This is a genomic window from Streptomyces sp. NPDC045846 (assembly GCF_056431605.1).
On the sequence record NZ_JBWKKJ010000004.1, the window covers coordinates 424,138 to 446,411 of the forward strand.

Annotated in this window: 23 protein-coding genes and 3 tRNA genes; 11 read left to right on the plus strand and 15 right to left on the minus strand. The window is 70.1% G+C overall.

Going from position 1 to position 22,274, the window contains the following annotated elements; translation table 11 throughout:
* Nucleotides 1-237: 237 nt before the first annotated feature.
* Nucleotides 238-320: transfer RNA gene (locus AC07F3_RS14095), tRNA-Leu, on the minus strand.
* A gap of 378 nt (nucleotides 321-698) precedes the next feature.
* Between AC07F3_RS14095 and AC07F3_RS14100 the strand changes: the two genes are divergently transcribed.
* From AC07F3_RS14100 to pknB, 6 genes are all read left to right on the plus strand, one after another.
* Nucleotides 699-1,565: an FhaA domain-containing protein gene (locus AC07F3_RS14100; protein WP_479113751.1), complete on the plus strand. Its 867-nt coding sequence runs from the start codon at nucleotides 699-701 to the stop codon at nucleotides 1,563-1,565.
* A 10-nt stretch (nucleotides 1,566-1,575) separates the two neighbouring features.
* The gene (locus AC07F3_RS14105; protein ID WP_114038632.1) at nucleotides 1,576-2,112 is read left to right on the plus strand and encodes an FHA domain-containing protein FhaB/FipA; all 537 of its coding nucleotides are present in this window, start codon (nucleotides 1,576-1,578) and stop codon (nucleotides 2,110-2,112) included.
* A 129-nt stretch (nucleotides 2,113-2,241) separates the two neighbouring features.
* Nucleotides 2,242-3,723 (plus strand): Stp1/IreP family PP2C-type Ser/Thr phosphatase, encoded by a 1,482-nt coding sequence (locus tag AC07F3_RS14110; RefSeq protein ID WP_479113753.1) that lies wholly within the window; start codon nucleotides 2,242-2,244, stop codon nucleotides 3,721-3,723.
* 26 nt (nucleotides 3,724-3,749) lie between these two features.
* A complete protein-coding gene (locus AC07F3_RS14115) occupies nucleotides 3,750-5,171 on the plus strand; it encodes an FtsW/RodA/SpoVE family cell cycle protein (RefSeq protein WP_479113755.1) in 1,422 nt (473 codons plus the stop codon).
* The gene (locus AC07F3_RS14120; RefSeq protein WP_479113757.1) at nucleotides 5,168-6,637 is read left to right on the plus strand and encodes a penicillin-binding transpeptidase domain-containing protein; all 1,470 of its coding nucleotides are present in this window, start codon (nucleotides 5,168-5,170) and stop codon (nucleotides 6,635-6,637) included. The genes AC07F3_RS14115 and AC07F3_RS14120 overlap by 4 nt, the downstream gene beginning before the upstream one ends.
* Nucleotides 6,638-6,824: 187 nt before the next feature.
* Nucleotides 6,825-8,825: a Stk1 family PASTA domain-containing Ser/Thr kinase gene (pknB, locus tag AC07F3_RS14125; RefSeq protein WP_479113759.1), complete on the plus strand. Its 2,001-nt coding sequence runs from the start codon at nucleotides 6,825-6,827 to the stop codon at nucleotides 8,823-8,825.
* A 104-nt stretch (nucleotides 8,826-8,929) separates the two neighbouring features.
* Here pknB and AC07F3_RS14130 read toward each other — a convergent pair whose 3' ends face one another.
* The 6 genes from AC07F3_RS14130 to AC07F3_RS14155 form a co-directional block, all read right to left on the minus strand.
* On the minus strand, nucleotides 8,930-9,700 hold the full coding sequence (locus tag AC07F3_RS14130; RefSeq protein WP_479113761.1) for a class E sortase: 771 nt from the start codon (nucleotides 9,698-9,700) through the stop codon (nucleotides 8,930-8,932).
* Entirely contained in the window at nucleotides 9,697-10,938 is a 1,242-nt protein-coding gene (locus AC07F3_RS14135; protein ID WP_479113763.1) for a class E sortase, read from the minus strand. The genes AC07F3_RS14130 and AC07F3_RS14135 overlap by 4 nt, the downstream gene beginning before the upstream one ends.
* Nucleotides 10,935-11,573, minus strand: coding sequence for an aminodeoxychorismate/anthranilate synthase component II (locus AC07F3_RS14140; protein WP_479113765.1), 639 nt, complete (start codon nucleotides 11,571-11,573; stop codon nucleotides 10,935-10,937). The genes AC07F3_RS14135 and AC07F3_RS14140 overlap by 4 nt, the downstream gene beginning before the upstream one ends.
* A complete protein-coding gene (locus tag AC07F3_RS14145) occupies nucleotides 11,570-11,749 on the minus strand; it encodes a hypothetical protein (RefSeq protein ID WP_479113767.1) in 180 nt (59 codons plus the stop codon). Before AC07F3_RS14145 ends, AC07F3_RS14140 begins: the two co-directional genes overlap by 4 nt.
* A 68-nt stretch (nucleotides 11,750-11,817) precedes the next feature.
* Complete coding sequence (locus tag AC07F3_RS14150) at nucleotides 11,818-12,510, minus strand: class E sortase (protein ID WP_479113769.1); 693 nt, start codon at nucleotides 12,508-12,510, stop codon at nucleotides 11,818-11,820.
* A 23-nt stretch (nucleotides 12,511-12,533) separates the two neighbouring features.
* The gene (locus tag AC07F3_RS14155) at nucleotides 12,534-13,313 is read right to left on the minus strand and encodes a DUF881 domain-containing protein (RefSeq protein ID WP_479113771.1); all 780 of its coding nucleotides are present in this window, start codon (nucleotides 13,311-13,313) and stop codon (nucleotides 12,534-12,536) included.
* Nucleotides 13,314-13,450: 137 nt separating this feature from the next.
* Here AC07F3_RS14155 and crgA point away from each other — a divergent pair, with 137 nt between their 5' ends.
* A complete protein-coding gene (crgA, locus tag AC07F3_RS14160; protein WP_100575579.1) occupies nucleotides 13,451-13,705 on the plus strand; it encodes a cell division protein CrgA in 255 nt (84 codons plus the stop codon).
* Between the two features lie 291 nt (nucleotides 13,706-13,996).
* Here crgA and AC07F3_RS14165 read toward each other — a convergent pair whose 3' ends face one another.
* Together AC07F3_RS14165 and AC07F3_RS14170 are read right to left on the minus strand one after the other, a co-directional pair.
* Nucleotides 13,997-14,884 (minus strand): rhomboid family intramembrane serine protease, encoded by an 888-nt coding sequence (locus AC07F3_RS14165; RefSeq protein ID WP_479113773.1) that lies wholly within the window; start codon nucleotides 14,882-14,884, stop codon nucleotides 13,997-13,999.
* An 85-nt stretch (nucleotides 14,885-14,969) separates the two neighbouring features.
* Nucleotides 14,970-15,503 (minus strand): peptidylprolyl isomerase, encoded by a 534-nt coding sequence (locus AC07F3_RS14170; protein WP_479113775.1) that lies wholly within the window; start codon nucleotides 15,501-15,503, stop codon nucleotides 14,970-14,972.
* Between the two features lie 244 nt (nucleotides 15,504-15,747).
* Here AC07F3_RS14170 and AC07F3_RS14175 point away from each other — a divergent pair, with 244 nt between their 5' ends.
* Nucleotides 15,748-16,500 (plus strand): DUF5324 family protein, encoded by a 753-nt coding sequence (locus AC07F3_RS14175; protein ID WP_479113777.1) that lies wholly within the window; start codon nucleotides 15,748-15,750, stop codon nucleotides 16,498-16,500.
* Nucleotides 16,501-16,658: 158 nt separating this feature from the next.
* Here AC07F3_RS14175 and AC07F3_RS14180 read toward each other — a convergent pair.
* Nucleotides 16,659-16,731 (minus strand) — tRNA-Ala (locus AC07F3_RS14180).
* Nucleotides 16,732-16,883: 152 nt separating this feature from the next.
* Between AC07F3_RS14180 and AC07F3_RS14185 the strand changes: the two genes are divergently transcribed.
* A complete protein-coding gene (locus AC07F3_RS14185; RefSeq protein ID WP_388972318.1) occupies nucleotides 16,884-17,432 on the plus strand; it encodes a helix-turn-helix domain-containing protein in 549 nt (182 codons plus the stop codon).
* Nucleotides 17,433-17,463: 31 nt separating this feature from the next.
* Nucleotides 17,464-18,813 (plus strand): serine/threonine-protein kinase, encoded by a 1,350-nt coding sequence (locus tag AC07F3_RS14190; protein WP_479113779.1) that lies wholly within the window; start codon nucleotides 17,464-17,466, stop codon nucleotides 18,811-18,813.
* A gap of 8 nt (nucleotides 18,814-18,821) precedes the next feature.
* On the opposite strand, the gene AC07F3_RS14195 is transcribed toward AC07F3_RS14190, so the two are convergent.
* Both AC07F3_RS14195 and AC07F3_RS14200 read right to left on the minus strand, forming a co-directional pair.
* Complete coding sequence (locus AC07F3_RS14195) at nucleotides 18,822-20,117, minus strand: hypothetical protein (RefSeq protein WP_479113781.1); 1,296 nt, start codon at nucleotides 20,115-20,117, stop codon at nucleotides 18,822-18,824.
* A 137-nt stretch (nucleotides 20,118-20,254) separates the two neighbouring features.
* The gene (locus AC07F3_RS14200) at nucleotides 20,255-20,389 is read right to left on the minus strand and encodes a DLW-39 family protein (protein WP_003958712.1); all 135 of its coding nucleotides are present in this window, start codon (nucleotides 20,387-20,389) and stop codon (nucleotides 20,255-20,257) included.
* Nucleotides 20,390-20,611: 222 nt separating this feature from the next.
* Between AC07F3_RS14200 and AC07F3_RS14205 the strand changes: the two genes are divergently transcribed.
* Complete coding sequence (locus AC07F3_RS14205) at nucleotides 20,612-20,977, plus strand: DUF6344 domain-containing protein (protein ID WP_479113783.1); 366 nt, start codon at nucleotides 20,612-20,614, stop codon at nucleotides 20,975-20,977.
* A 97-nt stretch (nucleotides 20,978-21,074) separates the two neighbouring features.
* Here the strand turns inward: AC07F3_RS14205 and AC07F3_RS14210 are convergent, their stop codons facing one another.
* The 3 genes from AC07F3_RS14210 to AC07F3_RS14220 form a co-directional block, all read right to left on the minus strand.
* Nucleotides 21,075-21,404 (minus strand): ASCH domain-containing protein, encoded by a 330-nt coding sequence (locus AC07F3_RS14210; RefSeq protein WP_479113785.1) that lies wholly within the window; start codon nucleotides 21,402-21,404, stop codon nucleotides 21,075-21,077.
* Between the two features lie 70 nt (nucleotides 21,405-21,474).
* Nucleotides 21,475-21,548, minus strand: a tRNA-Ile gene (locus AC07F3_RS14215).
* Between the two features lie 97 nt (nucleotides 21,549-21,645).
* Nucleotides 21,646-22,197, minus strand: coding sequence for a DUF3566 domain-containing protein (locus AC07F3_RS14220; protein ID WP_479113787.1), 552 nt, complete (start codon nucleotides 22,195-22,197; stop codon nucleotides 21,646-21,648).
* Between the last annotated feature and the right edge of the window lie 77 nt (nucleotides 22,198-22,274).

The window sequence follows — 22,274 nt, forward strand, 5'->3', positions numbered from 1 at the left end:
GCCGCGACAAAAGTCGTCCGGTCCTCACCGGTGCCCGTGCGCGGGCATGGGTTTGCGCGGCGCGGGACGCGACATACGACACAGGGGAGGAGAACGCCCGGGGAGAACAGCTGGGGAAGGGACATGACGTGGAGGGCGGGAGACGTGACGCGGAACGTGCGGGTGCGGGCCGCGCGGGGTGGGTGGACCTACGAAGGAAGCCCCGCAGATCCGGGGATCTGCGGGGCTTCCGACTTGTGCGCGAGGGGGGATTTGAACCCCCACGTCCCGAAGGACACTGGCACCTGAAGCCAGCGCGTCTGCCGTTCCGCCACTCGCGCAAGAGTGGTGTGCTGGGCTCTCTCACTTTTCGGTGTGATTGCCTGGCGACGTCGAGAAGATTAGCACGCTGCGCAGGGTGGATTCACATCCGTTGTTTGGGGCGACCCTGGAGGGGAGGAGCAGATCAGGAGAGAGGCAACCCCCGGCGCCGTTACCCGCTCCTCCTGAGTGCACCCCGGGTGCGGGACACTGTCGGGATGCCACCTCTACGATCCGTACGAGAGGTGCGTGTGAGAGGTGACACTCGTCCACAGGGCACAGAAGGGGAACCAGCCGATTTCCCGACGCGTGGATACGATCAGTAAGCAGTACCAAGAGAGCGACCCAGAGCAGAACCGGCAGCAACACCAGGACGGCAACGACGGAGGAGGTGCCCCATGGGAGTCCTGAAGCGTTTCGAGCAGCGTCTCGAAGGCCTGGTCAACGGCACCTTCGCGAAGGTCTTCAAGTCCGAGGTCCAGCCGGTCGAGATCGCCGGCGCGCTCCAGCGTGAGTGCGACAACAACGCGTCGATCTGGAACAGGGACCGCACGGTCGTCCCCAATGACTTCATCGTCGAGCTGAGCGCCCCGGACTTCGAGCGGCTCAGCCCGTACTCGGGCCAGCTCGGCGACGAGCTCTCCGGCCTGGTGCGCGACTACGCGAAGCAGCAGCGCTACACCTTCATGGGCCCGATCAAGGTGCACCTGGAGAAGGCCGAGGACCTCGACACCGGTCTGTACCGGGTGCGCAGCCGCACGCTCGCGTCCAGCACCGACCAGCAGGGCCAGGGACCCCAGGGCCCCGGCCCCGGTGCTCCGCAGCGCCCGGCGCCCGCGGCCCCCCAGGGCGGCCGCGGTGGCTACGGCTATCCGCCGGCCGCGGCTCCGCCCATGCCCGCAGCGCCGCCTCCGGGCCGCCCCAACGGTTCGCCCGCCGACCGCCGTCCGGCGGCGCCGGGTCCGATGCCGGGCGGGCACGGCCAGGTGCGACGCTGGATCGAGATCAATGGCACCCGCCACCAGATCTCCCGCCCGACGCTGGTCCTTGGCCGCAGCACCGATGCGGACGTGAGGATCGACGATCCCGGCGTTTCGCGCCGGCACTGTGAGATCCGGACCGGTACGCCCCCGACGATCCAGGATCTCGGGTCCACCAACGGCATCGTGGTGGACGGGCAGCACACCACCCGCGCTACGCTCCGCGACGGCTCGCGGATCGTCGTGGGCAGCACCACCATCGTTTACCGGCAAGCCGAAGGGTGAAGCGGGGGCAATGTCAGAGCTGACCCTCACGGTCATGCGGTTGGGTTTCCTCGCCGTACTGTGGCTGTTCGTCATCGTGGCCGTTCAGGTCATTCGCAGCGACCTGTTCGGCACGCGCGTCACCCAGCGCGGTTCGCGCCGGGGCAATGACGCGAACCGGCAGCAGCAGACCGGCCGCCAGGCCGCGGCCGCTGCCGCGCCGCCGCCCCAGCGCGGCCAGCAGCAGAGCGGCGGCGGGCGGCAGCGCCGCGGCGCCCCGACCAAGCTGGTCGTGTCCGAGGGCACCCTCACCGGCACCACGGTCGCGCTGCAGGGCCAGACCATCACGCTGGGCCGGGCGCACGATTCGACGATCGTCCTGGACGACGACTACGCGTCGAGCCGCCATGCCAGGATCTACCCGGACCGGGACGGCAATTGGATCGTCGAGGATCTCGGGTCCACGAACGGCACCTACCTGGACCGGACCCGGCTCACCACCCCGACCCCGATTCCGCTGGGCGCGCCGATCCGCATCGGCAAGACCGTCATCGAGCTGCGGAAGTAGTACGACAATGAGCGAGCGGAGCGAGCGAGCCGCGGCGGTCCTCAGGGACCGGGGCGGGCTCCCGACCGGAGGGTGGGCAGTGTGGCTCGACATGACCGGCTGTACCCCGAGCCGACAGGCGAGGTGCGCATGAGTCTCTCCCTGCGTTTCGCCGCCGGATCGCACAAAGGCATGATCCGCGAGGGGAACGAGGACTCCGGTTACGCCGGTCCCCGTCTCCTCGCCATCGCCGACGGCATGGGCGGTCAGGCCGCCGGTGAGGTCGCCTCGTCCGAGGTGATCTCCACGCTGGTCACGCTCGACGACGACGTACCCGGTTCGGACATCCTCACCTCGCTGGGCACCGCCGTGCAGCGGGCCAACGACCAGCTGCGCATGATGGTCGAGGAGGACCCCCAGCTGGAGGGGATGGGCACCACGCTCACCGCTCTGCTGTGGACGGGTCAGCGCCTGGGCCTGGTGCACGTCGGCGACTCGCGCGCCTATCTGCTGCGCGACGGCGTCCTCACCCAGATCACCCAGGACCACACCTGGGTGCAGCGGCTGGTCGACGAGGGCCGCATCACCGAGGAAGAGGCCACCACCCACCCGCAGCGCTCGCTCCTGATGCGGGCGCTGGGCAGCGGTGACCATGTCGAGCCCGATCTGTCGATCCGCGAAGTGCGGGCCGGCGACCGGTACTTGATCTGCTCCGACGGCCTGTCGGGGGTGGTCTCCCACCAGACGATGGAGGAGACCCTCGCCAGCTACCAGGGCCCGCAGGAGACCGTGCAGGAGCTGATCCAGCTCGCGCTGCGCGGCGGCGGCCCCGACAACATCACGGTGATCATCGCCGATGTGCTCGACGTCGACGCCGGGGACACCCTGGCGGGGCAGCTCAACGACACCCCGGTGATCGTCGGCGCGGTCGCCGAGAACCAGCTCCAGCTGAACGACGGCGGCGCCATGCAGACGCCGGCGGGCCGCGCCTCCGGGCTCGGCCGTCCCGCTCCCTCGCCCCCGGGAGGCGGCTTCGGCCCGCCCGGTAGCGGTGAGGACGGCGGCTACGGCAATCCGCCCGAGGGCGCCTTCGGCTCCTACACGGACGAGGACTTCGTGAAGCCGCGCCGCCGCGGCCGCGGCCGGTGGATCCGCAGGTCGATCTACATCGTGCTGGCCCTGGCGGTCGTCGGCGGCGGTCTGTACGGCGGCTACCGCTGGACGCAGACGCAGTACTTCATCGGCACCAACAACGACGGCACGCCGCACGTGGCGCTGTACCGGGGCATCAGCCAGGACCTGGCGTGGGTGAAGCTCTCCAAGGTGGAGACCGACTACCCGAAGATCGAACTCAAGTACCTCCCGCAGTACCAGCGCAACCAGATCGACTCGACGATCGCCGCGAGCAGCCTCGACAAGGCGCAGGCCAAGATCCAGGAGTTCGCGACGCAGGCGTCCGCCTGCCAGAAGGAGGAGGAGCGTCGCGCCGCGGAGAGCAACAACGCCGCGAAGCCCGGCACGGGCGCCACCGGCGCCCCGTCCAACAAGACCACCACCACCGCATCTCCCACACCCGGCCCCAGCCTCTCGGAGGACGAGCAGAAGCTGGTCTCGCAGTGCGGTAAGCAGTAGGCAGCCGTAGGGGGCCTTTCCACACCATGAGCGTTGTCACCAACACGACCACCATTGGCGCGATCGAAGCACCGAGCCGCCGCAACACCGAGCTGGCCCTGCTGATCTTCGCCGTGGCCATCCCGGTGTTCGCGTACGCCAACGTGGGGCTTGCCATGACCGGCAAGCTTCCCTCCGGCATGCTCGGATACGGCCTGGGCCTGGGCCTGATGGCGGGTGTGGCGCACTTGGTGGTGCGTAAGTTCGCCAAGTACGCCGATCCGCTGCTGCTGCCGCTCGCGACGCTGCTCAACGGGCTCGGCCTGGTGTTGATCTGGCGGCTGGACCAGTCGCCGCGGCTGATCCAGCGGGCGAAGAGCGCATGGGGCAAGTTCTCCCCCGACGCTCCTCACCAGCTGCTGTTCACCGCGATCGGGGTGGCTCTGTTCATCGGTGTACTGCTGCTGCTCAGGGACCACCGCATCCTGCAGCGCTACACGTACATCTCGATGGCGGTGGCGCTGTTCCTGCTGGTCATCCCGATGTTCTTCCCGGCCGTCAACGGCGCGAAGATCTGGATCTCGATCCCCGGCCTGGGCACCATCCAGCCCGGCGAGTTCGCGAAGATCATCATCGCGATCTTCTTCTCCGGATACCTGATGGTGAAGCGGGACGCGCTCGCACTGGCCAGCCGACGCTTCATGGGTCTCTATCTGCCGCGTGGCCGGGACCTCGGGCCGATCCTGGTCATCTGGGCGCTGTCGATCCTGATCCTGGTCTTCGAGACCGACCTCGGCACCTCGCTGCTGTTCTTCGGCCTGTTCGTCGTCATGCTGTACGTCGCCACCGAGCGCACCAGCTGGATCGTGTTCGGTCTGCTGATGTCGGCGGTCGGCGCGGTCGGTGTGGCCTCGTTCGAGCGCCACGTCCAGTCGCGTGTGAACGCCTGGCTGGACCCGTTCGCCTGCTACACGACCGACAAGAGCGGCGCCTGCGAGCAGATCGGCCAGGCCATCATGTCGTTCGGCTCCGGCGGCACGCTGGGCACGGGCCTGGGCCAGGGCAACTCCGACCTCATCGGCTTCGCCGCCAACGCCGACTTCATCCTCTCCACCGTCGGTGAGGAGCTGGGCCTGGCCGGAATGATGGCGCTGCTGCTCCTGTACGGCCTGATCGTGGAGCGCGGTGTGCGCACCGCGCTCGCCGCCCGCGACCCGTTCGGCAAGCTCCTCGCGATCGGCCTGTCCGGCGCCTTCGCGCTCCAGGTGTTCGTCGTCGCCGGCGGTGTGATGGGCCTCATTCCGCTGACCGGTATGACGATGCCGTTCCTCGCACAGGGCGGTTCGTCCGTCATCGCCAACTGGGCCCTGATCGGGATCCTGATCCGGATCAGCGACACCGCGCGCCGCCCCGCACCGGCCCCCGCCCCGTCCCCCGACGCCGAGATGACCCAGGTGGTCCGACCGTGAACAAGCCTCTGCGCCGGATCGCGATCTTCTGCGGTCTGCTCATCCTGTCGCTGATGATCCGCGACAACTGGTTGCAGTACGTACGGGCCGACGAGCTGAACACGAACGAGCACAACCGCCGCGTCCAGATCGAGCGCTTCGCCCATGAGCGCGGCAACATCATCACGGCCGACGGCCAGACGATCACCGGCTCGACGGAGACGACCGGCAACGACTTCAAGTACAAGCGGGTCTGGAAGGACGGACCCATGTGGTCGCCGGTCACCGGGTACGACTCGCAGGCGTTCGGCGCCACCCAGCTGGAGAACCTGGAGGACGGCATCCTCTCCGGCACCGACAACCGGCTCTTCTTCGACCGGACCATGTCGATGTTCACCGGGGACAAGAAGAAGGGTGGCAATGTCATCACCACCCTGAACAGCAAGGCCCAGAAGGCCGCGTTCGAAGGGCTGGGCGACAAGAAGGGCGCCGTCGCCGCCATCGACCCGCGCACCGGTGCGATCCTGGCGCTCGCCTCCACGCCGTCCTACGACCCGTCCACGTTCGCGGGCAACAGCAAGAAGGACTCCGCGGCCTACAACGCCCTGCAGAAGAAGGCCGACCCGAACGACCCGATGCTGAACCGGGCCCTGCGCCAGACGTACCCGCCGGGCTCCACCTTCAAGGTGGTCACCGCCGCGGCCGCTCTGGAGAACGGCCTGTACTCCGGGATCGACGACCCGACGAAGTCGCCGGTGCCGTACATCCTGCCGGACACCGCCCACCAGCCGCTGAACAACGAGGGCCCCATCCCCTGCGAGAACGCTTCGCTCAAGGTGGCGCTCCAGTACTCCTGCAACACCGTCTTCGGCAAGATCAGCGCCGACCTGGGCAACGACAAGATGAAGGCCGAGGCCGAGAAGTTCGGCTTCAACAAGCAAATCTTCAACCCGGTCCGCACGGACGCCAGCGTCTTCCCCAAGGACAACCGTCCGCAGAACGCCATGGCGGGCATCGGACAGGCCTCCAACCGCGCCACCCCCCTCCAGATGGCCATGGTCGCCGCTGCCGTCGCCAATGACGGCAAGCTGATGAAGCCGTACATGGTCGACCAGCTCCAGACGCCGAACCTGGACGTGCTCTCCAAGACCCAGCCGGAGCAGATGAGCCAGCCCATGTCGGCCGCCACGGCGCAGAAGGTCCAGAAGATGATGGAGTTCGTGGTCACCGACGGCACCGGCAAGGCGGGGCAGATCGACGGAGTCACCGTCGGCGGCAAGACCGGTACCGCCCAGCACGGCGTCGACAACAGCGGCAATCCCTACGCCTGGTTCATTTCCTACGCCAAGTCCGGCGACGGTTCGCCGGTCGCGGTCGCCGTGGTGATCGAAGGCTCCGACACGACCCGCGACGACATCGCGGGCGGCAAGCTGGCGGCCCCCATCGCGAAGAACGTGATGAAGGCGGTACTCGACAGCAAGAAGTGATCCGGGCCGTTTCACGTGAAACATCGCTCGTTTCACGTGAAACATCACACGCGCCCTGTACCGGTCCGGTATCAGGTGGCGGTCGCGGGCTGATCGGCTTGCGGTGCCCGGTAGCGTATGCGCGAACAGCACACCGCCGGACCACCCATGGGTACGGTCGGGACAGACGGAGAGGGCTGGATTAGCTATGGAAGAGCCGCGTCGCCTCGGCGGCCGGTACGAGCTGGGCCAGGTGCTCGGCCGTGGTGGCATGGCGGAGGTCTACCTCGCGCACGACACCCGGCTCGGCCGCACCGTCGCCGTGAAGACGCTGCGGGCCGACCTCGCCCGCGACCCGTCCTTCCAGGCCCGGTTCCGCCGTGAGGCCCAGTCGGCCGCCTCGCTCAACCACCCGGCGATCGTCGCTGTCTACGACACCGGCGAGGACTACGTCGACAACGTCTCCATCCCGTACATCGTGATGGAGTACGTCGACGGGTCGACCCTGCGTGAGCTGCTGCACTCCGGGCGCAAGCTGCTGCCCGAGCGCACCCTGGAAATGACCATCGGCATCCTCCAGGCCCTCGAGTACTCGCACCGCAACGGAATCGTCCACCGCGACATCAAGCCGGCGAACGTCATGCTGACGCGCACCGGCCAGGTCAAGGTCATGGACTTCGGCATCGCCCGCGCCATGGGCGACTCCGGCATGACGATGACGCAGACCGCCGCCGTGATCGGCACCGCCCAGTACCTCTCCCCGGAGCAGGCCAAGGGCGAGCAGGTCGACGCGCGCAGCGACCTGTACTCGACGGGCTGCCTGCTGTACGAGCTGCTCACCGTCCGGCCCCCCTTCGTCGGGGACTCCCCGGTCGCCGTGGCCTACCAGCACGTGCGCGAGGACCCGCAGCCTCCCTCGAACTTCGACGCCGAGATCACGCCCGAGATGGACGCGATCGTCCTCAAGGCACTGGTCAAGGACCCGGACTACCGCTACCAGTCGGCGGACGAGATGCGTGCCGACATCGAGGCCTACCTCGACGGCCAGCCTGTCGCAGCGACCGCCGCCCTGGGCGCGGTCGGCTACGGCAACGGATACGACGGCTACAACAACGGCTACGGCAACGACCAGCCGACGACCGCGCTGCGCCAGACCGACCCGGGTGCGGGCCAGACCTCGATGCTGCCCCCGGTCAACCCGGACGACGGTGGTTACGGCTACGACGACCGCCCGGCCCGGCGCCGTCAGAAGAAGTCGCACACCTCGACGGTCCTGCTGATCCTGGCGGGCGTGCTGGTGCTGGTCGGCGCGATCCTCATCGGCAAGTCCGTCTTCAGCGGCGGCGCCGACAGCAGCACGGTGGGCGTCCCCAACCTCGTCGGCAGCAGTCAGGGCGACGCGGAGAAGATGGCGACCAACGCGGGCGTCAAGATGGCCGTGGCCAACCAAGAGCCGTGCGCGGACCAGCCCAAGGGCAACATCTGCAAACAGAGTCCGGCCAGCGGCAACATGAAGAAGGGCGAGACCGTCTCGGTCACCGTGTCCACGGGCGCCCCCAAGATCGAGGTTCCGGACGTCACGCAGAAGGACAAGGACAGCGCGACGCAGCTGCTCCAGAGCAAGGGCTTCCAGGTGAAGACCAAGGAGGCCGAGTCCAGCTCGACGCCGGGCACGGTCGACGCCCAGGACCCGCAGGGCGGTTCCCAGGCGGAGAAGAACTCGACGGTCACGCTCACGATCGCCAAGAAGCAGACGACGAACCTGCCGGACGTGACGAACAAGGACTACAACGTCGCGGTCCAGCAGCTCAGTGCCGTCGGCTTCACCAACGTGTCCCGCCAGGACGTCGACTCCGCCGACAAGCCGCTCAACCAGGTCGTCTCGATGACCCCGAGCGGCAACACCAGCCAGTCCAAGGACGTCCAGATCGTCCTCAAGGTCTCCAAGGGCCAGCAGCAGACCCCGAACCCTCCGCCCGGCCAGGTGGCGATCCCGCAGGGCCTGATCGGTCAGACGGTCAAGAAGGCGGAGCAGGCCCTGAACGACGCGGGCTTCAGCAACGTCCAGTTCGCGCCGGGCAGTTCGGACGACGAGAAGGCGCGCGTCACGTTCGTCACCCCGGGACCGGGCACCATGGCCGACCCGAACCAGCCGGTCACGCTGACCACCTTCGGCGGCGGCGGGGGCAACAACTTCCCGTTCGGCTGACGGGGCGGCGGGCCGCCTGAGGCCGCCCCGGCACCCGCACAGCACTGAGCCCCGCCTCCCGCACAGGGAGCCGGGGCTCAGCCGCGTAACGGCAACTGCTGCGATCAGCCGCGCAGTTCGGCCGGCGGGGTGCGCCTGGCGTCGACCTTCTCGGTGCGCACCAGCTCGCCCCACACGATGTAGCGGTACTTCGAGGTGTAGACCGGGGTGCAGGTCGTCAGGGTGATGTACTGGCCGGGCTTCTTGGCGCCGGACTCCTTGGGGACCGGCTGCAACACGTCGACGTTGTACTTGGACGTCTCGGTCAGCTCCGCGAACACCTTGTAGACGTACCAGGTGTCCTTGGTCTCGAAGACGACCGGATCGCCGGTCTTCACCTTGTCGATGTTGTGGAACTTGGCGCCGTGCCCGTCCCGGTGGGCGGCGAGCGTGAAGTTGCCGTTCTTGCCCGCGCCGGGCAGCGTCGCCTTGACCGGGTCGGTGTAGTAGCCGGCCACACCGCCGTTGAGGACGTCGGTGTCGGTGCCCTGCTTGACGAGCACCTCGCCGTTCTTCATCGACGGCACGTGCAGGAAGCCGATGCCGCCCTTGGTGTCGAGCGCGCCGGGCCCGGTGGAGGCCGCCCAGTCGCGCCGCACGCTGTCGCCCTGTGCGGACGCCTCGCGGTCGGCCATGACGTTCGTCCACCACAGGGAGTAGACGACGAACAGGCCGAGCACCAGGCCCGCGGTGATGAGGAGTTCGCCGAAAACGCTGATGACGCCGGCGACGGCTCCGCGGCCGCGCCGGACCGGATCAGGTCCGGGCGTGCCGGTCCGCTCCTCGTGGTCGGTTCCTGTAGCCACCGCACCCGCCCCTGCTGTCCGTTCGGTCATTCCACGAGCGCGTCGGGCTTGCCCTTGCTGCGCGGTCGGTCGTCGACCATCTTGCCCCACACGATCAGCCGGTAGGTACTCGTGAATTCAGGTGTGCACGTCGTCAACGTCAGATAGCGGCCGGGCTTGGTGAACCCCGATCCGACGGGGATCGGCTTGAGCACCGAGACGTTCGCGGGCGAGGTCTGCGGCAGCTCGCTGGTGATCTCGTACGTGTAGTAGGCGTCCTGCGTCTCGACGACGACCTTGTCGCCCGCCTTCAGCCGGTTGATGTACCGGAAGGGTTCGCCGTGGGTGTTGCGGTGGGCGGCGACCGCGAAGTTGCCGGTCGCGTCGGAGGGCATCGCCGTCTTCAGGGCGCCCTCGTCGTAGTGGCCGATCATGCCCTTGTCGAGGACCTTCGCCTTGCTGGTGCCCTGTGCGATCGGGGCGACGATGTCCAGCTTGGGGATGTGCATGATGGCGAAGCCCTGGCCCGGCGCGAACGTGCCCGGCTTGCGGCCGTCCGCCCAGTCCTGCGCGATCTTCTTGGCCGCGCTGCCCGCCTCCTGGTGGGCGCGGACGTTCGTCCACCACAGCTGGTACGTCACGAACAGGAGCATCACCACGCCCAGCGTGATGAACGCTTCGCCCAGGACCCGGCTGGCGATCACCGCAGCGCTGTCCTTGCGCGCCTTCGCCGCCCGCCGCGCCTCGGCCCGGGTCAGCGGCCGCCCCGGTGCCGCGGGGGCGGGAGCCGCACGCCTTTTGCCCTTGGCGGCCCTGCGCCGCTCGGCCCGCCCTCCGGTGGCCGGGGGGATCGTGGAGGCCGGCAGGGCCACGGTGTCGCCGCCCGTGCCGGAGACCGGCTCAAAAGGCGGCTCCGGTATCGGCTCGCCGCCGTGCGGGGGAGCAGTGAGCGGGATCGTCGGGCCGCCGGGCAGGGGCGCGGAGCCGGGTGTCTCCGCGCCGCCGGGTATCGGCTCCGGGCCGGGTGCGGCTGGCGGGGTCGGGGGGACGGGTCGGCCGGTCGGTTCCGGCGCGGGGTACCAGTCCGGCTGAGGGGCCACGGGGCCCTGCTGGTACCACTCCTGAGGCGCCGTCACGGGCTCGGCCGGCGGCTCGGATACGGGCTCCTGTACGGGGGCTGAGGCGCCGGGTGCCAGGTTGTCGGCCCGGAACCAGGGCGACCCGTGGCCACCGGGTGGCAGCGGGTCCGTCAGCGGGTCGTACTCGTGCTCCGGACGCACCGAGGTCACGCCGTGGCCTTGCCCACCACCGGCGCGAGCCCCGTCGACCGCTCGACGGCCCCCGCGTCCCCGCACTCCACCAGCCAGTTGGCCAGCATGCGGTGGCCGTGCTCGGTCAGGACCGACTCGGGGTGGAACTGGACGCCCTCGACCGGCAGTTCACGGTGGCGCAGCCCCATGATGATGCCGTCCTCGGTGCGGGCGGTGACGTCGAGCTCACCCGGCAGGGTCGCCGGCTCGGCGGCCAGCGAGTGGTAGCGGGTCGCCGTGAAGGGAGAGGGGAGCCCCGCGAAAACGCCTGTGCCCTGGTGCAGCACCGGCGACGTCTTGCCGTGCAGCAGTTCGGGGGCCCGGCCCACGACACCGCCGTACGCGACCATCATCGACTGCATACCGAGACAGACGCCGAAGACGGGGACGCCGGTTGCGGCGCAGTGGCGCACCATGTCGACGCAGACGCCCGCCTGTTCGGGGGCGCCGGGGCCGGGGGAGAGCAGGACGCCGTCGAAGCCGTCCTGGGCGTGGCCGAGGGACACCTCGTCGTTGCGGACGACCTCGCACTCGGCGCCCAGCTGGTACAGGTACTGGACCAGGTTGAAGACGAAGCTGTCGTAGTTGTCGACCACGAGAATGCGCGCGCTCACCGGGCTGCCGCCCCCATCCCCTGGTCCACCGTCACGTCGTTGAACGGGAGCAGCGGCTCCGCCCACGGGAAGACGTACTGGAAGAGGACGTAGACGATCACGAGGACCATCGCGAGCGAGATCAACGCCCGCAGCCACGCGTTGCCCGGCAGATGCCGCCAGATCCAGCCGTACATGCGGTCCCCGCTGTCCCTTCCGACGATCGTTACGGCACCAGACTAAGGGGCCCGGCTGTGGTGTGGGGTCAGCCGTCCAAAGCTGTGGGTCTGCCCTGTGCCACGGCCAGCGTGGAGTCGAGGTGCCCCCAGGCGATCAGCCGGTGGCTGCTGCCCCACTCCGGGTCGCAGGTGGTGAGGGTCAGATAGCGGCCCGGCGAGCGGAACGGCGACTTGGCGGGGACGGCGTCGATGACGCCGACGTCGCTCGGCACGGTCCGGTAGGGCCTGTTGTCGATGCGGTAGGTGTACCAGGTGGTGTCGTCGCGCAGGACGACCGCGTCGCCGGGCCGCAGTTCGGGGAAGTCCTTGAACGGGTCACCGTAGGTGCGCCGGTGGCCGGCGACCGAGAAGTTGCCCTGCTGGCCCAGGCGCGCGGTGTTCGCGTAGTGGCCGAGCCCCTTCTGGAGGTCGGCGACGGCGGTGCCCTCCAGGACGGGCCGGTGCCAGTCCCTGCCGAGCCGGGGGATGTACATGACGGCGAAGGAGCGGCCTTCGGTGTAGGCGGCGAGCGCGGGCGGTCCGGCGGCCTTCTGCGGGGCGGCCGGGCGGGGCGGCGGGCTCTTGGCCCACTGCGCCTGGAGGCCGGTGATCTGGTCGCTCGCCGCGTGGTCGGCCTGCACGCCGGTCCAGTACAGGAGGTACACGACGAACAGGACGATCAGGGTGCCGACGGTGAGGCAGAGTTCGCTGAAGGTCCTCACGACGATCCGCACGGACATCGGCGATGCCCCCTCCCGCGCCGCTACTGCACCGGTTTCGCGTAGTGGAGATCCACTGTGCCCGAGTACGCCGCGAGAGTCATCGTCTTGTGCTCGTCGACTTTCCAGCCGAGCCCGTAGGCCTTCACGTACAGCTGGTAGTTCTGGATCGCCTTGGAGGCGTTGAGCGCCCCGCGCAGCTTCCCGGTGTCCCCGACCGCCGTGATCTTGTACGGGGGCGAGTAGACGCGGCCCTGGAGGATCAGGGTGTTGCCGACGCAGCGGACGGCGCTGGTGGCGATCAGGCGCTGGTCCATGACCTGGATGCCCTGGGCGCCGCCCTGCCACAGCGCGTTGACCACGGCTTGCAGGTCCTGCTGGTGGATGACGAGGTCGTTGGCCTGCGGGGTGGGGTAGCCGGGGGCGGCGGTGGCGTTGGGCGGGGCGTCGTTGAGGGTGACGGTCAGCGCCCTGCCGGAGACGGGAGCGGTGCCCGAGGCGTCCTTGAGGCCGTTGAGGAGCTGGTCCTGGGCCTTGGTGGAACCGTCGTCGCGCTGGGCGAGCGCGTCCACGTCGCTGCGTACCGCGGCGGTCGAGTCGCCGAGTTCCTTGTTCTTGTGGTCGCGCTGGCTGATCAGGTCCGACAGCTTCAGGAGGGAGGCGTCGGTGCGGATGTTGGTGCCCTTGGCGGTGTTGAAGCTGGTGACGAAGATGAGGCCGGCCAGTGCGAACACGGCGGCGGAGAGCAGCCGCACGGGGCGGGCCCGCAGGCGGCGCCGGGGCTGTTCGGGGACCCCGTCGGGGGAGTCGGCAGAATTGCTCAACGTACCCTTATCTCCTTCGGCGCCACGGAAGCACTACGCTAACGGACGCTTGGGGGAGGCTTCCCCCGCAGTCCCGTCCCCCGGCGCCGCCACAGTTCCCTGCGCGGTCACGCAGCGCATCGACAGGAGAGTTCCTCGTGCCGAAGTCACGTATCCGCAAGAAGGCCGATTTCACGCCGCCGCCCGCCAAGCAGGCGACCGCCATCAAACTGGGCAGCCGCGGCTGGGTCGCCCCGGTGATGCTGGCGTTCTTCCTCATCGGGCTCGCCTGGATCGTCCTCTTCTATGTGACCGAGGGCGACATGCCGCTCAAGGCGCTCGGCAACTGGAACATCGTCGTCGGCTTCGGCTTCATCGCGGGTGGCTTCGGCGTGTCCACGCAGTGGAAGTAGCGCGCCGCGCGAAGAGTGAGGAGCGGCGAAAGCAAGCTCTGCCCCTAGTTATCCACAGCGCTATCCACGGGGAGTGGATAACTCAGACGATCTGTGGATAACTTCCGGAAGGTTGACGCCGGTGTGACTGGTTCCGCCGGGCTCACCGTCTCACGCGCCCCTTGCCCCGCCTGGAAACCACCAGGTCAGGAGCGAGGGGCGCGGGCGTTCCCCACCCGGTGCACAAGAGCGGGCACCCACTGTGGACAACTCTGGGGAAAGCTCGTACCCACGGTGGCCGGACCGGCCCCGTCAGGTGAGCTGGGCCGTACGGATCAGCACGAGGGCGACCGAGACGGCGAGCACCAGGACACAGCTGCCCCACTGCACCAGGGCCCGCCGCTGCGCCGGGGCGTGGACCATGCCGACGCCGACCAGGACGCCCGCGGCCAGGCCGCCCACATGGGCCTGCCAGGCGATGCCCGACCACGTGAACGTGATGATCAGGTTGACCACGAGCAGCCCGATGACCGGCCGCATGTCGTACTTCATCCGCCGCATCAGCACTGCCATGGCACCGAACAGGCCGAAGATCGCGCCGGACGCGCCGAGCGAGGCTTCGTTGGGGGCGGCGAGCAGATACGTCAGCGCGCCGCCCGCCAGGCCCGACACGAAGTACAGGGCCAGATAGCGGGCCCGGCCGAGCGCGGCCTCCAGGGGCCCGCCGAGCCACCACAGGCTGAGCATGTTGAACGCGATGTGGGCGTAGCCGCCGTGCAGGAACATCGAGGTCAGCAGGCGGTACCACTGCCCCTCGGCGACACCCTGCACGCCGTCGAAGCCCTGCACCGGCCACCCGCCCAGCAGGTAGAACGCGCCGGTGAACCGGAACCCGACGACCTCCTGCACCAGGAACGCGGCCAGGTTGATCCCGATGAGGATCTTGGTGAGCAGCTGCGGGTCGCCGGCCGCCAGCACCCCGCCCGCCACCGTCCGCGGCCGGTTGGCCGTCGGGGCGTGGCCGGTGCCGGAGCCGGAGCGGACGCAGTCGGGGCACTGGAAGCCGACGGACGCGCTGATCATGCAGCTGGGGCAGATCGGGCGCTCGCAGCGGGTGCACGTGATGCCGGTCCCCACGCCGGGGTGCCGGTAGCAGCTGGGCAGGCTCGACTGCCGCGCCTCGTCCTGGTCCTGGTTCATCGGGCTCCCTCGTCCTCGTGCAGCAGCTCCGCCCCGCTCGTCATACGGACGGGCGGGGCGGAATGGTTCCCTGCGGAGCCGGAGTTCAGCCTTCGCGGCTCTCCACGACGACCGACTCGATGATCACGTCGTCGACCGGGCGGTCGGTGCGCGGGTTGGTCTTGGCGGCGGCGATGGCGTCCACGACCTTGCGGCCGGCGTCCGTCGAGACCTCGCCGAAGATGGTGTGCTTGCGGGTCAGCCACGCGGTGGGCGACACGGTGATGAAGAACTGCGAGCCGTTGGTGGCCGGACCGGCGTTGGCCATGGCCAGCAGGTACGGCTTGTCGAAGGCGAGATCCGGGTGGAACTCGTCGGCGAACTCGTAGCCCGGGCCGCCGGTGCCGTTGCCCAGCGGGTCGCCGCCCTGGATCATGAAGCCGCTGATCACGCGGTGGAAGACGGTGCCGTCGTACAGCGGGGCGGTGGTCTTCTCGCCGGTGGCCGGGTTCGTCCACTCGCGCTCGCCCTTGGCGAGTTCCACGAAGTTCTTGACCGTCTTGGGTGCGTGGTTCGGCAGGAGCCGAATTTCGATGTCGCCCTGATTGGTCTTCAGGGTGGCGTAAAGCTGCTCGGCCACGATCTGCCTTCCTTGGTGGTCTGCACGGACGTCCCCCGATCCTCGCACGGACCGCCCCCGAGGACGGGAAAGTGCCCGGTTACCGCCAGATACCCGCTGAACGGTGCCGTACTGGCCGCAACCGTGGCATCGTCGTCGACGAGCTCCCTCCCGCACCGCGCCCCCATCCGCTTCAAAGACGCGACGCCCACCCGGATGCCTTTCCGCACATGCCGGGTACCCGCAGGACAGGCATGATTTCGAGATGGGTGGAAAGGCGACATACCGAACCGCCACCAAGGAGGAGGATCACGTGACCCGCATGGAGAGCGTGCGCGCCGCAACCGGAACGGCGAAGGAGAGCGTGCTGCACGCCGCGGAAGTGGTGGCGCCCTACGCCGACTCGGCCAGGCAGCAGGCCGCACAGTACGCCCAGCACTATGCGCAGGAAGCGCGCGTACGAGTCGCGCCGAAGGTGTCGAAGGCCGCGGCCCAGGCCCGCACCCAGGCCCGCCAGCAGTACGACGCCCATGTCGCGCCGCGCGTCCCGTCGAAGATGGACGAGGTCGCCCACCAGGCGGCGGAACGCTCGCGCCGGGCCGCCCGGCAGGCCGCCGACTACGCGGCCCCGCGCGTGGAGCAGGCGGTCGCCGCCGCCCAGCCCCTGCGCGAGGAGGCCATGGCCCGTTCGGCGGCGGCCCTCGCGGCGCTGCGCGGCCAGGTGACGACGAAGGAGATCGAGAAGCTCGCGCGCAAGCACCGGCGCCAGGCCCGGGCGGCCCGCGCCGCCAAGGGCTTCCTGGTGTTCGGCATCCTCGCGGGCGGCGCGTACGCCGCGTGGCGCTGGTGGGACAAGCAGGCCAACCCGGACTGGCTGGTCGAGCCGCCGGAGCCGACCGAGGTCGCGGACCGGCCCCCGCTCGCCTCGGTGGACGGCAGTTCCACCGAGGTCCTGGACCCCGAGGTCCAGGCCAAGCAGGCCGCGGCGGAGGCGGCCGACCGCGACGAGCGGAGCTGACGCGCGGCGGAGCACCACGAGGAGCGCCCGGCGGCCTGCCCCCAGGCCCCCGGGCGCTCCTCGTCCGCGCGTGCGGAACCCGGGCGTCCGCCCCGCCGAGGAGAGCGAAAGAGGCCCCCTGACCAGCGTCTGCGCTGGTCAGGGGGCCTCTTTTGACGTGGAGCCTAGGAGATTCGAACTCCTGACATCTGCCTTGCAAAGGCAGCGCTCTACCAACTGAGCTAAGGCCCCGGACGGGGTGTTGCGGGACCAGAGTACCGGGTGGAACCGGGGATCTCGCAAAAGGATTGGGACTCCCGGTGAACGACCACTCTCCGTAAGATGCTCGTCGAGGTTCGCACCCGTGAAGCGGCCTCAATGGGGAAGCGATGGGGAGACGCGCAATGGACGCAGCACAGCAGGAAGCGACCGCCAGAGCCAGGGAGCTTCAGCGGAGCTGGTACGGGGAGCCGCTGGGGGCGCTCTTTCGCCGGCTCATAGACGACCTCGGGCTCAACCAGGCCCGGCTCGCCGCTGTTCTGGGGCTCTCGGCGCCCATGCTGTCGCAGCTGATGAGCGGGCAGCGGGCCAAGATCGGCAATCCGGCCGTGGTGCAGCGCGTCCAGGCGCTCCAGGACCTCGCGGGGCAGGTCGCCGACGGCAGTGTGAGCGCCGTGGAGGCCACCGACCGGATGGAAGAGATCAAGAAGTCGCAGGGAGGCTCGGTGCTGACCAACACCGGGCAGACCACGTCCAGTTCGGGCGCGCCGACGGTGCGGCGCGTGGTGCGCGAGATCCAGTCGCTGCTGCGTTCCGTGGCGGCCGCGGGGGACATCATCGCCGCCGCCGACACCCTCGCCCCCGCCCACCCCGAACTGGCAGAGTTCCTCCGGGTGTACGGCGCCGGGCGCACCGCCGAGGCGGTCTCGCACTACGAGTCGCACCAGAGCTGACAACGGTCCGATCGATCCTGGGGAGCGTCGGGTGGGCGAGGTCTTCGCCGGTCGGTACGAGCTGGTCGATCCGGTCGGACGGGGCGGGGCCGGAGCCGTCTGGCGCGCCTGGGACCGGCGCCGCCGCCGCTATGTGGCGGCGAAGGTGCTGCAGCAGAGCGACGCCCACACCCTGCTGCGGTTCGTCCGCGAGCAGGCCCTCAGGATCGACCACCCGCACGTCCTCGCGCCCGCCAGCTGGGCCGCCGACGACGACCAGGTCCTGTTCACCATGGACCTGGTGTGCGGCGGCTCGCTGGCCCATCTCATCGGCGACTACGGGCCGTTGCCGCACCGCTTCGTGTGCACGCTCCTCGACCAGCTCCTCGCCGGTCTCGCCGCCGTCCACGCGGAGGGCGTCGTCCACCGCGACATCAAACCGGCCAACATCCTGCTGGAGGCCACCGGAAGCGGCCGCCCGCATCTGCGCCTGTCGGACTTCGGCATCTCGATGCGCAAGGGCGAGCCGCGCCTCACCGAGACCAACTACGTGGTGGGGACGCCCGGTTACTTCGCCCCCGAGCAGATGATGGGCGCCGAACCCGACTTCGCCGCCGACCTGTTCGCCGTCGGCCTGGTCGCGCTGTACCTCCTGGAGGGCAGCAAGCCGGACGCGCGGGCCCTCGTCGAGCACTTCGCCGCCCACGGCACCCCCAGCGCCCCTCAGGGCATCCCCGAGCCGCTCTGGCAGGTCCTCGCGGGATTGCTCCAGCCCCAGCCGCAGAACCGGTTCCGCACGGCCACCGGGGCGCGCAAGGCACTGGCTTCGGCGGTGGAGCTGCTGCCGGAGCAGGATCCGGACGAGGAGCCCGTCGAGGTCTTCGACCAGATCGGCCCGCTGCCGCCCGGCTTCGCCGCCGACGGCCCCGAACGCCCCGCCCCCGCCCCCGAGCCGTCCGCCCCCGAGCCGTCCGCCTCCGCGAAGGTGGAGGGCGGCCCCGCGCCGGACGCGTACGGGAACCCGGGACGGCCCGTGCCCCAACAGATGGCGCCGAGCCACCAGTTGGCGCCCGGTACGGCGATGTCCGGTCAGGCCCCCTCCGTCCTCGGCCCCGGCACGGGGAGCTTTCCCGCGCCCCCGCCGCAGCCGCCCACCCCTCCCACGCAGGCACCGGCAGCCGCCTGGCCGCCGCCGTACGAGCGGACCCCGCCGACCCCCGCGACGACCCCGTACACGGCGCCGTATCCGCATGCGGCTGCCGTGCCCCAAGTTCCCGTCCAGGGCGCCTCTTTCGTGCCTTCCTCGCCTCGGCCGGGGCCGCCCGCCAAGGTCGCGGTGCCGGTGCTCCTGGTGGCCCTGGTGTGCTTCGCCGTCGGCATCTGGGCGCTGACCCAGGCCTGAGCCGCCGGCTACCAGGCGTTCGGCGGCCCGAATCCCTGAGGTCCGGGGGCGGCGGCCGCGCGTCGGCGGGCCACCAGCGTCCACACCCCGAGCCCGGCCACCAGCACCGTGCCCGTGCCGATCCCGAGGGCCGCGAGGAGCCTCATCGAGCCGTCGCCCGCCGAGGAGGCGCCCGCGCCGAAATCGGGCGCCCGGCCCGCGTACTGCGGACCGGACCGCGCGGCGCCCCGCACGGTCAGCCCCAGCGTCAGGTCGTAGGGCCCGTCCCCGAAGGTCTGGCCGACCTCGGGGCTGAGGGAGACGGCCAGGTAGTAGGGGCCGCTGACCCGCATCGTCGAGACCTCGTCGGTGGTCGAGTACCGGTTCTCGTACGCGACCGGCGCGACCGGATCGAGCGCGGCCTCCCGCTCCTTGCCCTCGTACGGCGCCGACGCCCCGGAGACGAAGCCCCAGGCGGGGTTGTAGAGCTGGAGGGAGAGCGCGGTGCCGACGTAGCCGTCCTTCGCGGCCGAGAGGCCGCCCAGACCTCCCTGGGCGAAGAGTTGCTGGCCCCAGTCGAGAGGCACCCGGTAGAAGAGGGTCTCGCCCGGGCGGATCGTGTCACTCCACCGCCCGCCGGTCAGGCCGGGCGCGTCGTGGAAGCCGGTGCCGCCACGGGCGCCGCGCGGGGTACCGGTCGGCGGCGCCGGTGACGCGGAGGGCCAGCCGGAGGGTGCCGTGCTCGGACCGGACCCGGTGCGAGCAGGCTCCGTCGTGTAGCGCAGGTCGAGCCCCCAGTCCGAGCGCGTGGAGGCGGGATCGCTCGCGCGCTCGACCACCATCGAGTAGGTGCCGGGCTTCTGACAGGTCGACAGGCTCCCGCGCACGCCCCGATAGGCGTAGGCGGCGATGGGGTGCGGGTACTGCGCCGAGCCGATGGAACGCCGCTGGGAGTCGCAGTCGTCGCCGTCGGCGTTCTGGAGCGACACCTTGATGGAGTCGCCGTAGGCGAGCTTCGCGCCGGTCGGCCCGGGCAGGGCGGCCGCGGAGGCGTAGGCGTCGTTCTCGCCGTCCAGAATCAGCCGGAAATAGAGCTTGCCCCCGGGCCTGATCACCGATCTGTAGGCGGCGCCGGCCTTGAGGACCGGCCCGTCGGTGCTCGTCGCGCCGCCCGACACGTCTTGGACGCCCTCGGGAAACCGGTACGCGGGCGGCTGCCCGGCCGCCCGCACCGGCCCCGGCGCCGCCAGGAGCGCACCGAGCGCGGCCGCGACCGCCCCGATCCTTCGTGCCGTCTTCCCGGACCCGCTCCGCCTCGACCTCACGTCGCCCCGCCCCACCTTTGCCCTCGCAAGTCAGCTCTTCACTCACGTGAACTCAACCGTGCCCGGGGCATGCCCCCGGACAGCACGAAGCCCCGGCCACCACAGTGGCCGGGGCTTCGCAACCGGGTCTTTCGGTCTCACACACCCGAACCTGCGGGCACGGAGTCGGTCGCCTCCGTCCACAGATCCTGCTCGGCGCGATCCGCCTGGATCTGGCGGTACACGAGGAGCCCGCCGATGGCGGCCAGTGCGACCAGGAGAAGCTTCTTCACCGCGCGACCTCGTCTTTCCTTGACGTAAGGGACCTCTGCCGCCCGACTATACACACCGATCGATATCAATCGGTGATGCTCCATCCGTGTGTAGTTCATCGGAAGATCCGCCGATACGGTGCGTCGCTCCTCGCCACGAGCATGGCCCCCGCACATCATCGGATACAACGCAATTCGGGCAAGCCAACAGCACACACAGCTCACGGAAGAAGCGAGGACGTCATGGCAACCAGCAAGCTCACGACCTGGTGGACCGCACTCATCGGGGCGCTCGTCGCCCTCCTCGCCTTCCTCGGCCTGGCGAGCCAGGCCACCGCCGCCACGACCTCCGTACCGCAGCACGACGCGACGTACAACCGGAGCGAACCGGCCACCTCCGTTGCGCCGACCGTGCGCTGGGCCCTGCCCGCCGCGTCCGCACTGCCACCCACGATGAAGCAGCGCATCCGCGCCGAGGCCCACGGCTCCTCGCCCTCCTCGCGCCACCGCGCCGACACTCCTGACACGGCCGAGGACCAGTCGGCGGGCGGCGACAACACCGCCGAAGAGCCCGAGGACCCGGCCGGGGCCGACGCCCCGTCCCCCTGACCCACCCCGCTCCGCCCGAGCTGCGAGCCCGGCAACTCCCCCGAGTTGCCGGGCTCTTCGGTGTCCCCGGCCGCCCGAACGCGGCCCTTCGGGGCGTTCAGAGCGTTCCGGTGCCGACCGGACGCACGTGCACGACGGCGAGGTCATCGGCGGGCAGGACGGCCGGGCAGGGGTGGCGCGGCCGGTCGCGCGGTTCCGCGAGATCGCGGAAGCCGTCGGCCACCGCGTCCCGCTCGGTCAGGTCGTCGGCCTTCCTCGCGAGCACCTCGGTGACGACGCCGGGCGCCACCACGTCCTCGTCCAGCTCGAAGACCAGGTCCACCGGGCCGACGCGCACCGGATCCCAAAAACGCACGGTCTTGGTCCTGCGCCCCGCGCGGACGGCTTCGAGACAGTCCCGGTGGAAGTACAGGGGCGGGGTGTCCATGCCCGGCACCCCAGGGCCCCGGGAAACGCCGAAGACCCCCGGGCTTTCGCCTCGGGGGTCTTCGTCACTGTGGGGCTAACAGGATTTGAACCTGTGGCCTCATCCTTATCAGGGATGCGCTCTAACCAACTGAGCTATAGCCCCGCCGCGCTTTTCGGGATGTCCCGCGCGCTGACCTCTGAAGATTAGCGCACGGGACGGCCAGTCCCAAAATCGATGACCGAGCGGCCGTGAACTGCGGCTACTCGTCCTCGGCCAGCGTGAGCTCGATGCCGCCCACGAAACCGGCCGAGAGGTTGTAGATGAAGGCGCCGAGCGTCGCCAGCGCGGTGGCGAGCACCACGTCGATCACCGCGATGACCGAGGTGAAGAGCAGCACCCGCGGCAGCGACAGGAAGGACTGGAGGTCGAAGCCGTTGGACTCGTTGGAGCCCGTGGCCTCGCTGATCGTGCCGCCGACCGTGGAAAAGACGCCCATGGCGTCCATGACCATCCACAGCACCGCGGCCGCGACCACCGTGCAGATGCCGAGCGCGATGGACAGCAGGAAGCTGACCTTCATGACCGACCACGGGTCGGCCTTGGAGACCCGCAGGCGCGCCTTGCGCGTCCGGGGCGTCGTACGCGCCCCGGTGCGCGGCTTGCGCACGCCCTCCGCGCTGCGCTGCGGCGCGGGATAGGCCTGCGGCGGGTGATAGGGCTGCTGACCGCCGGACGCCGTCTTCTCGCGCTCGCCGGGCAGTGCCCCGCCCTCGTACTCCGTGCGGGCCTGTGGCCCTCGGGTGTCCGTCACCGTTACCCCCTGGGAGTCCGCGGCAGGGCCACGGGCACCGTTCGCTCCGGAAGCGGCCGCTCCGGCGCCCGTGGCTC

Excerpts from the sequence above, each read along its gene's own strand:
- AC07F3_RS14105 (WP_114038632.1), top strand. The coding sequence starts at position 1,576 with ATGTCAGAGCTGACCCTCACGGTCATGCGGTTGGGTTTCCTCGCCGTA.
- AC07F3_RS14210 (WP_479113785.1), bottom strand. The coding sequence starts at position 21,404 with ATGGACACCCCGCCCCTGTACTTCCACCGGGACTGTCTCGAAGCCGTC.
- AC07F3_RS14165 (WP_479113773.1), bottom strand. The coding sequence starts at position 14,884 with ATGAACCAGGACCAGGACGAGGCGCGGCAGTCGAGCCTGCCCAGCTGC.
- AC07F3_RS14185 (WP_388972318.1), top strand. The coding sequence starts at position 16,884 with ATGGACGCAGCACAGCAGGAAGCGACCGCCAGAGCCAGGGAGCTTCAG.
- AC07F3_RS14205 (WP_479113783.1), top strand. The coding sequence starts at position 20,612 with ATGGCAACCAGCAAGCTCACGACCTGGTGGACCGCACTCATCGGGGCG.
- AC07F3_RS14110 (WP_479113753.1), top strand. The coding sequence starts at position 2,242 with ATGAGTCTCTCCCTGCGTTTCGCCGCCGGATCGCACAAAGGCATGATC.
- AC07F3_RS14150 (WP_479113769.1), bottom strand. The coding sequence starts at position 12,510 with ATGTCCGTGCGGATCGTCGTGAGGACCTTCAGCGAACTCTGCCTCACC.
- AC07F3_RS14100 (WP_479113751.1), top strand. The coding sequence starts at position 699 with ATGGGAGTCCTGAAGCGTTTCGAGCAGCGTCTCGAAGGCCTGGTCAAC.
- AC07F3_RS14115 (WP_479113755.1), top strand. The coding sequence starts at position 3,750 with ATGAGCGTTGTCACCAACACGACCACCATTGGCGCGATCGAAGCACCG.
- pknB (WP_479113759.1), top strand. The coding sequence starts at position 6,825 with ATGGAAGAGCCGCGTCGCCTCGGCGGCCGGTACGAGCTGGGCCAGGTG.
- AC07F3_RS14145 (WP_479113767.1), bottom strand. The coding sequence starts at position 11,749 with ATGTACGGCTGGATCTGGCGGCATCTGCCGGGCAACGCGTGGCTGCGG.
- AC07F3_RS14175 (WP_479113777.1), top strand. The coding sequence starts at position 15,748 with ATGGGTGGAAAGGCGACATACCGAACCGCCACCAAGGAGGAGGATCAC.
- AC07F3_RS14130 (WP_479113761.1), bottom strand. The coding sequence starts at position 9,700 with ATGACCGAACGGACAGCAGGGGCGGGTGCGGTGGCTACAGGAACCGAC.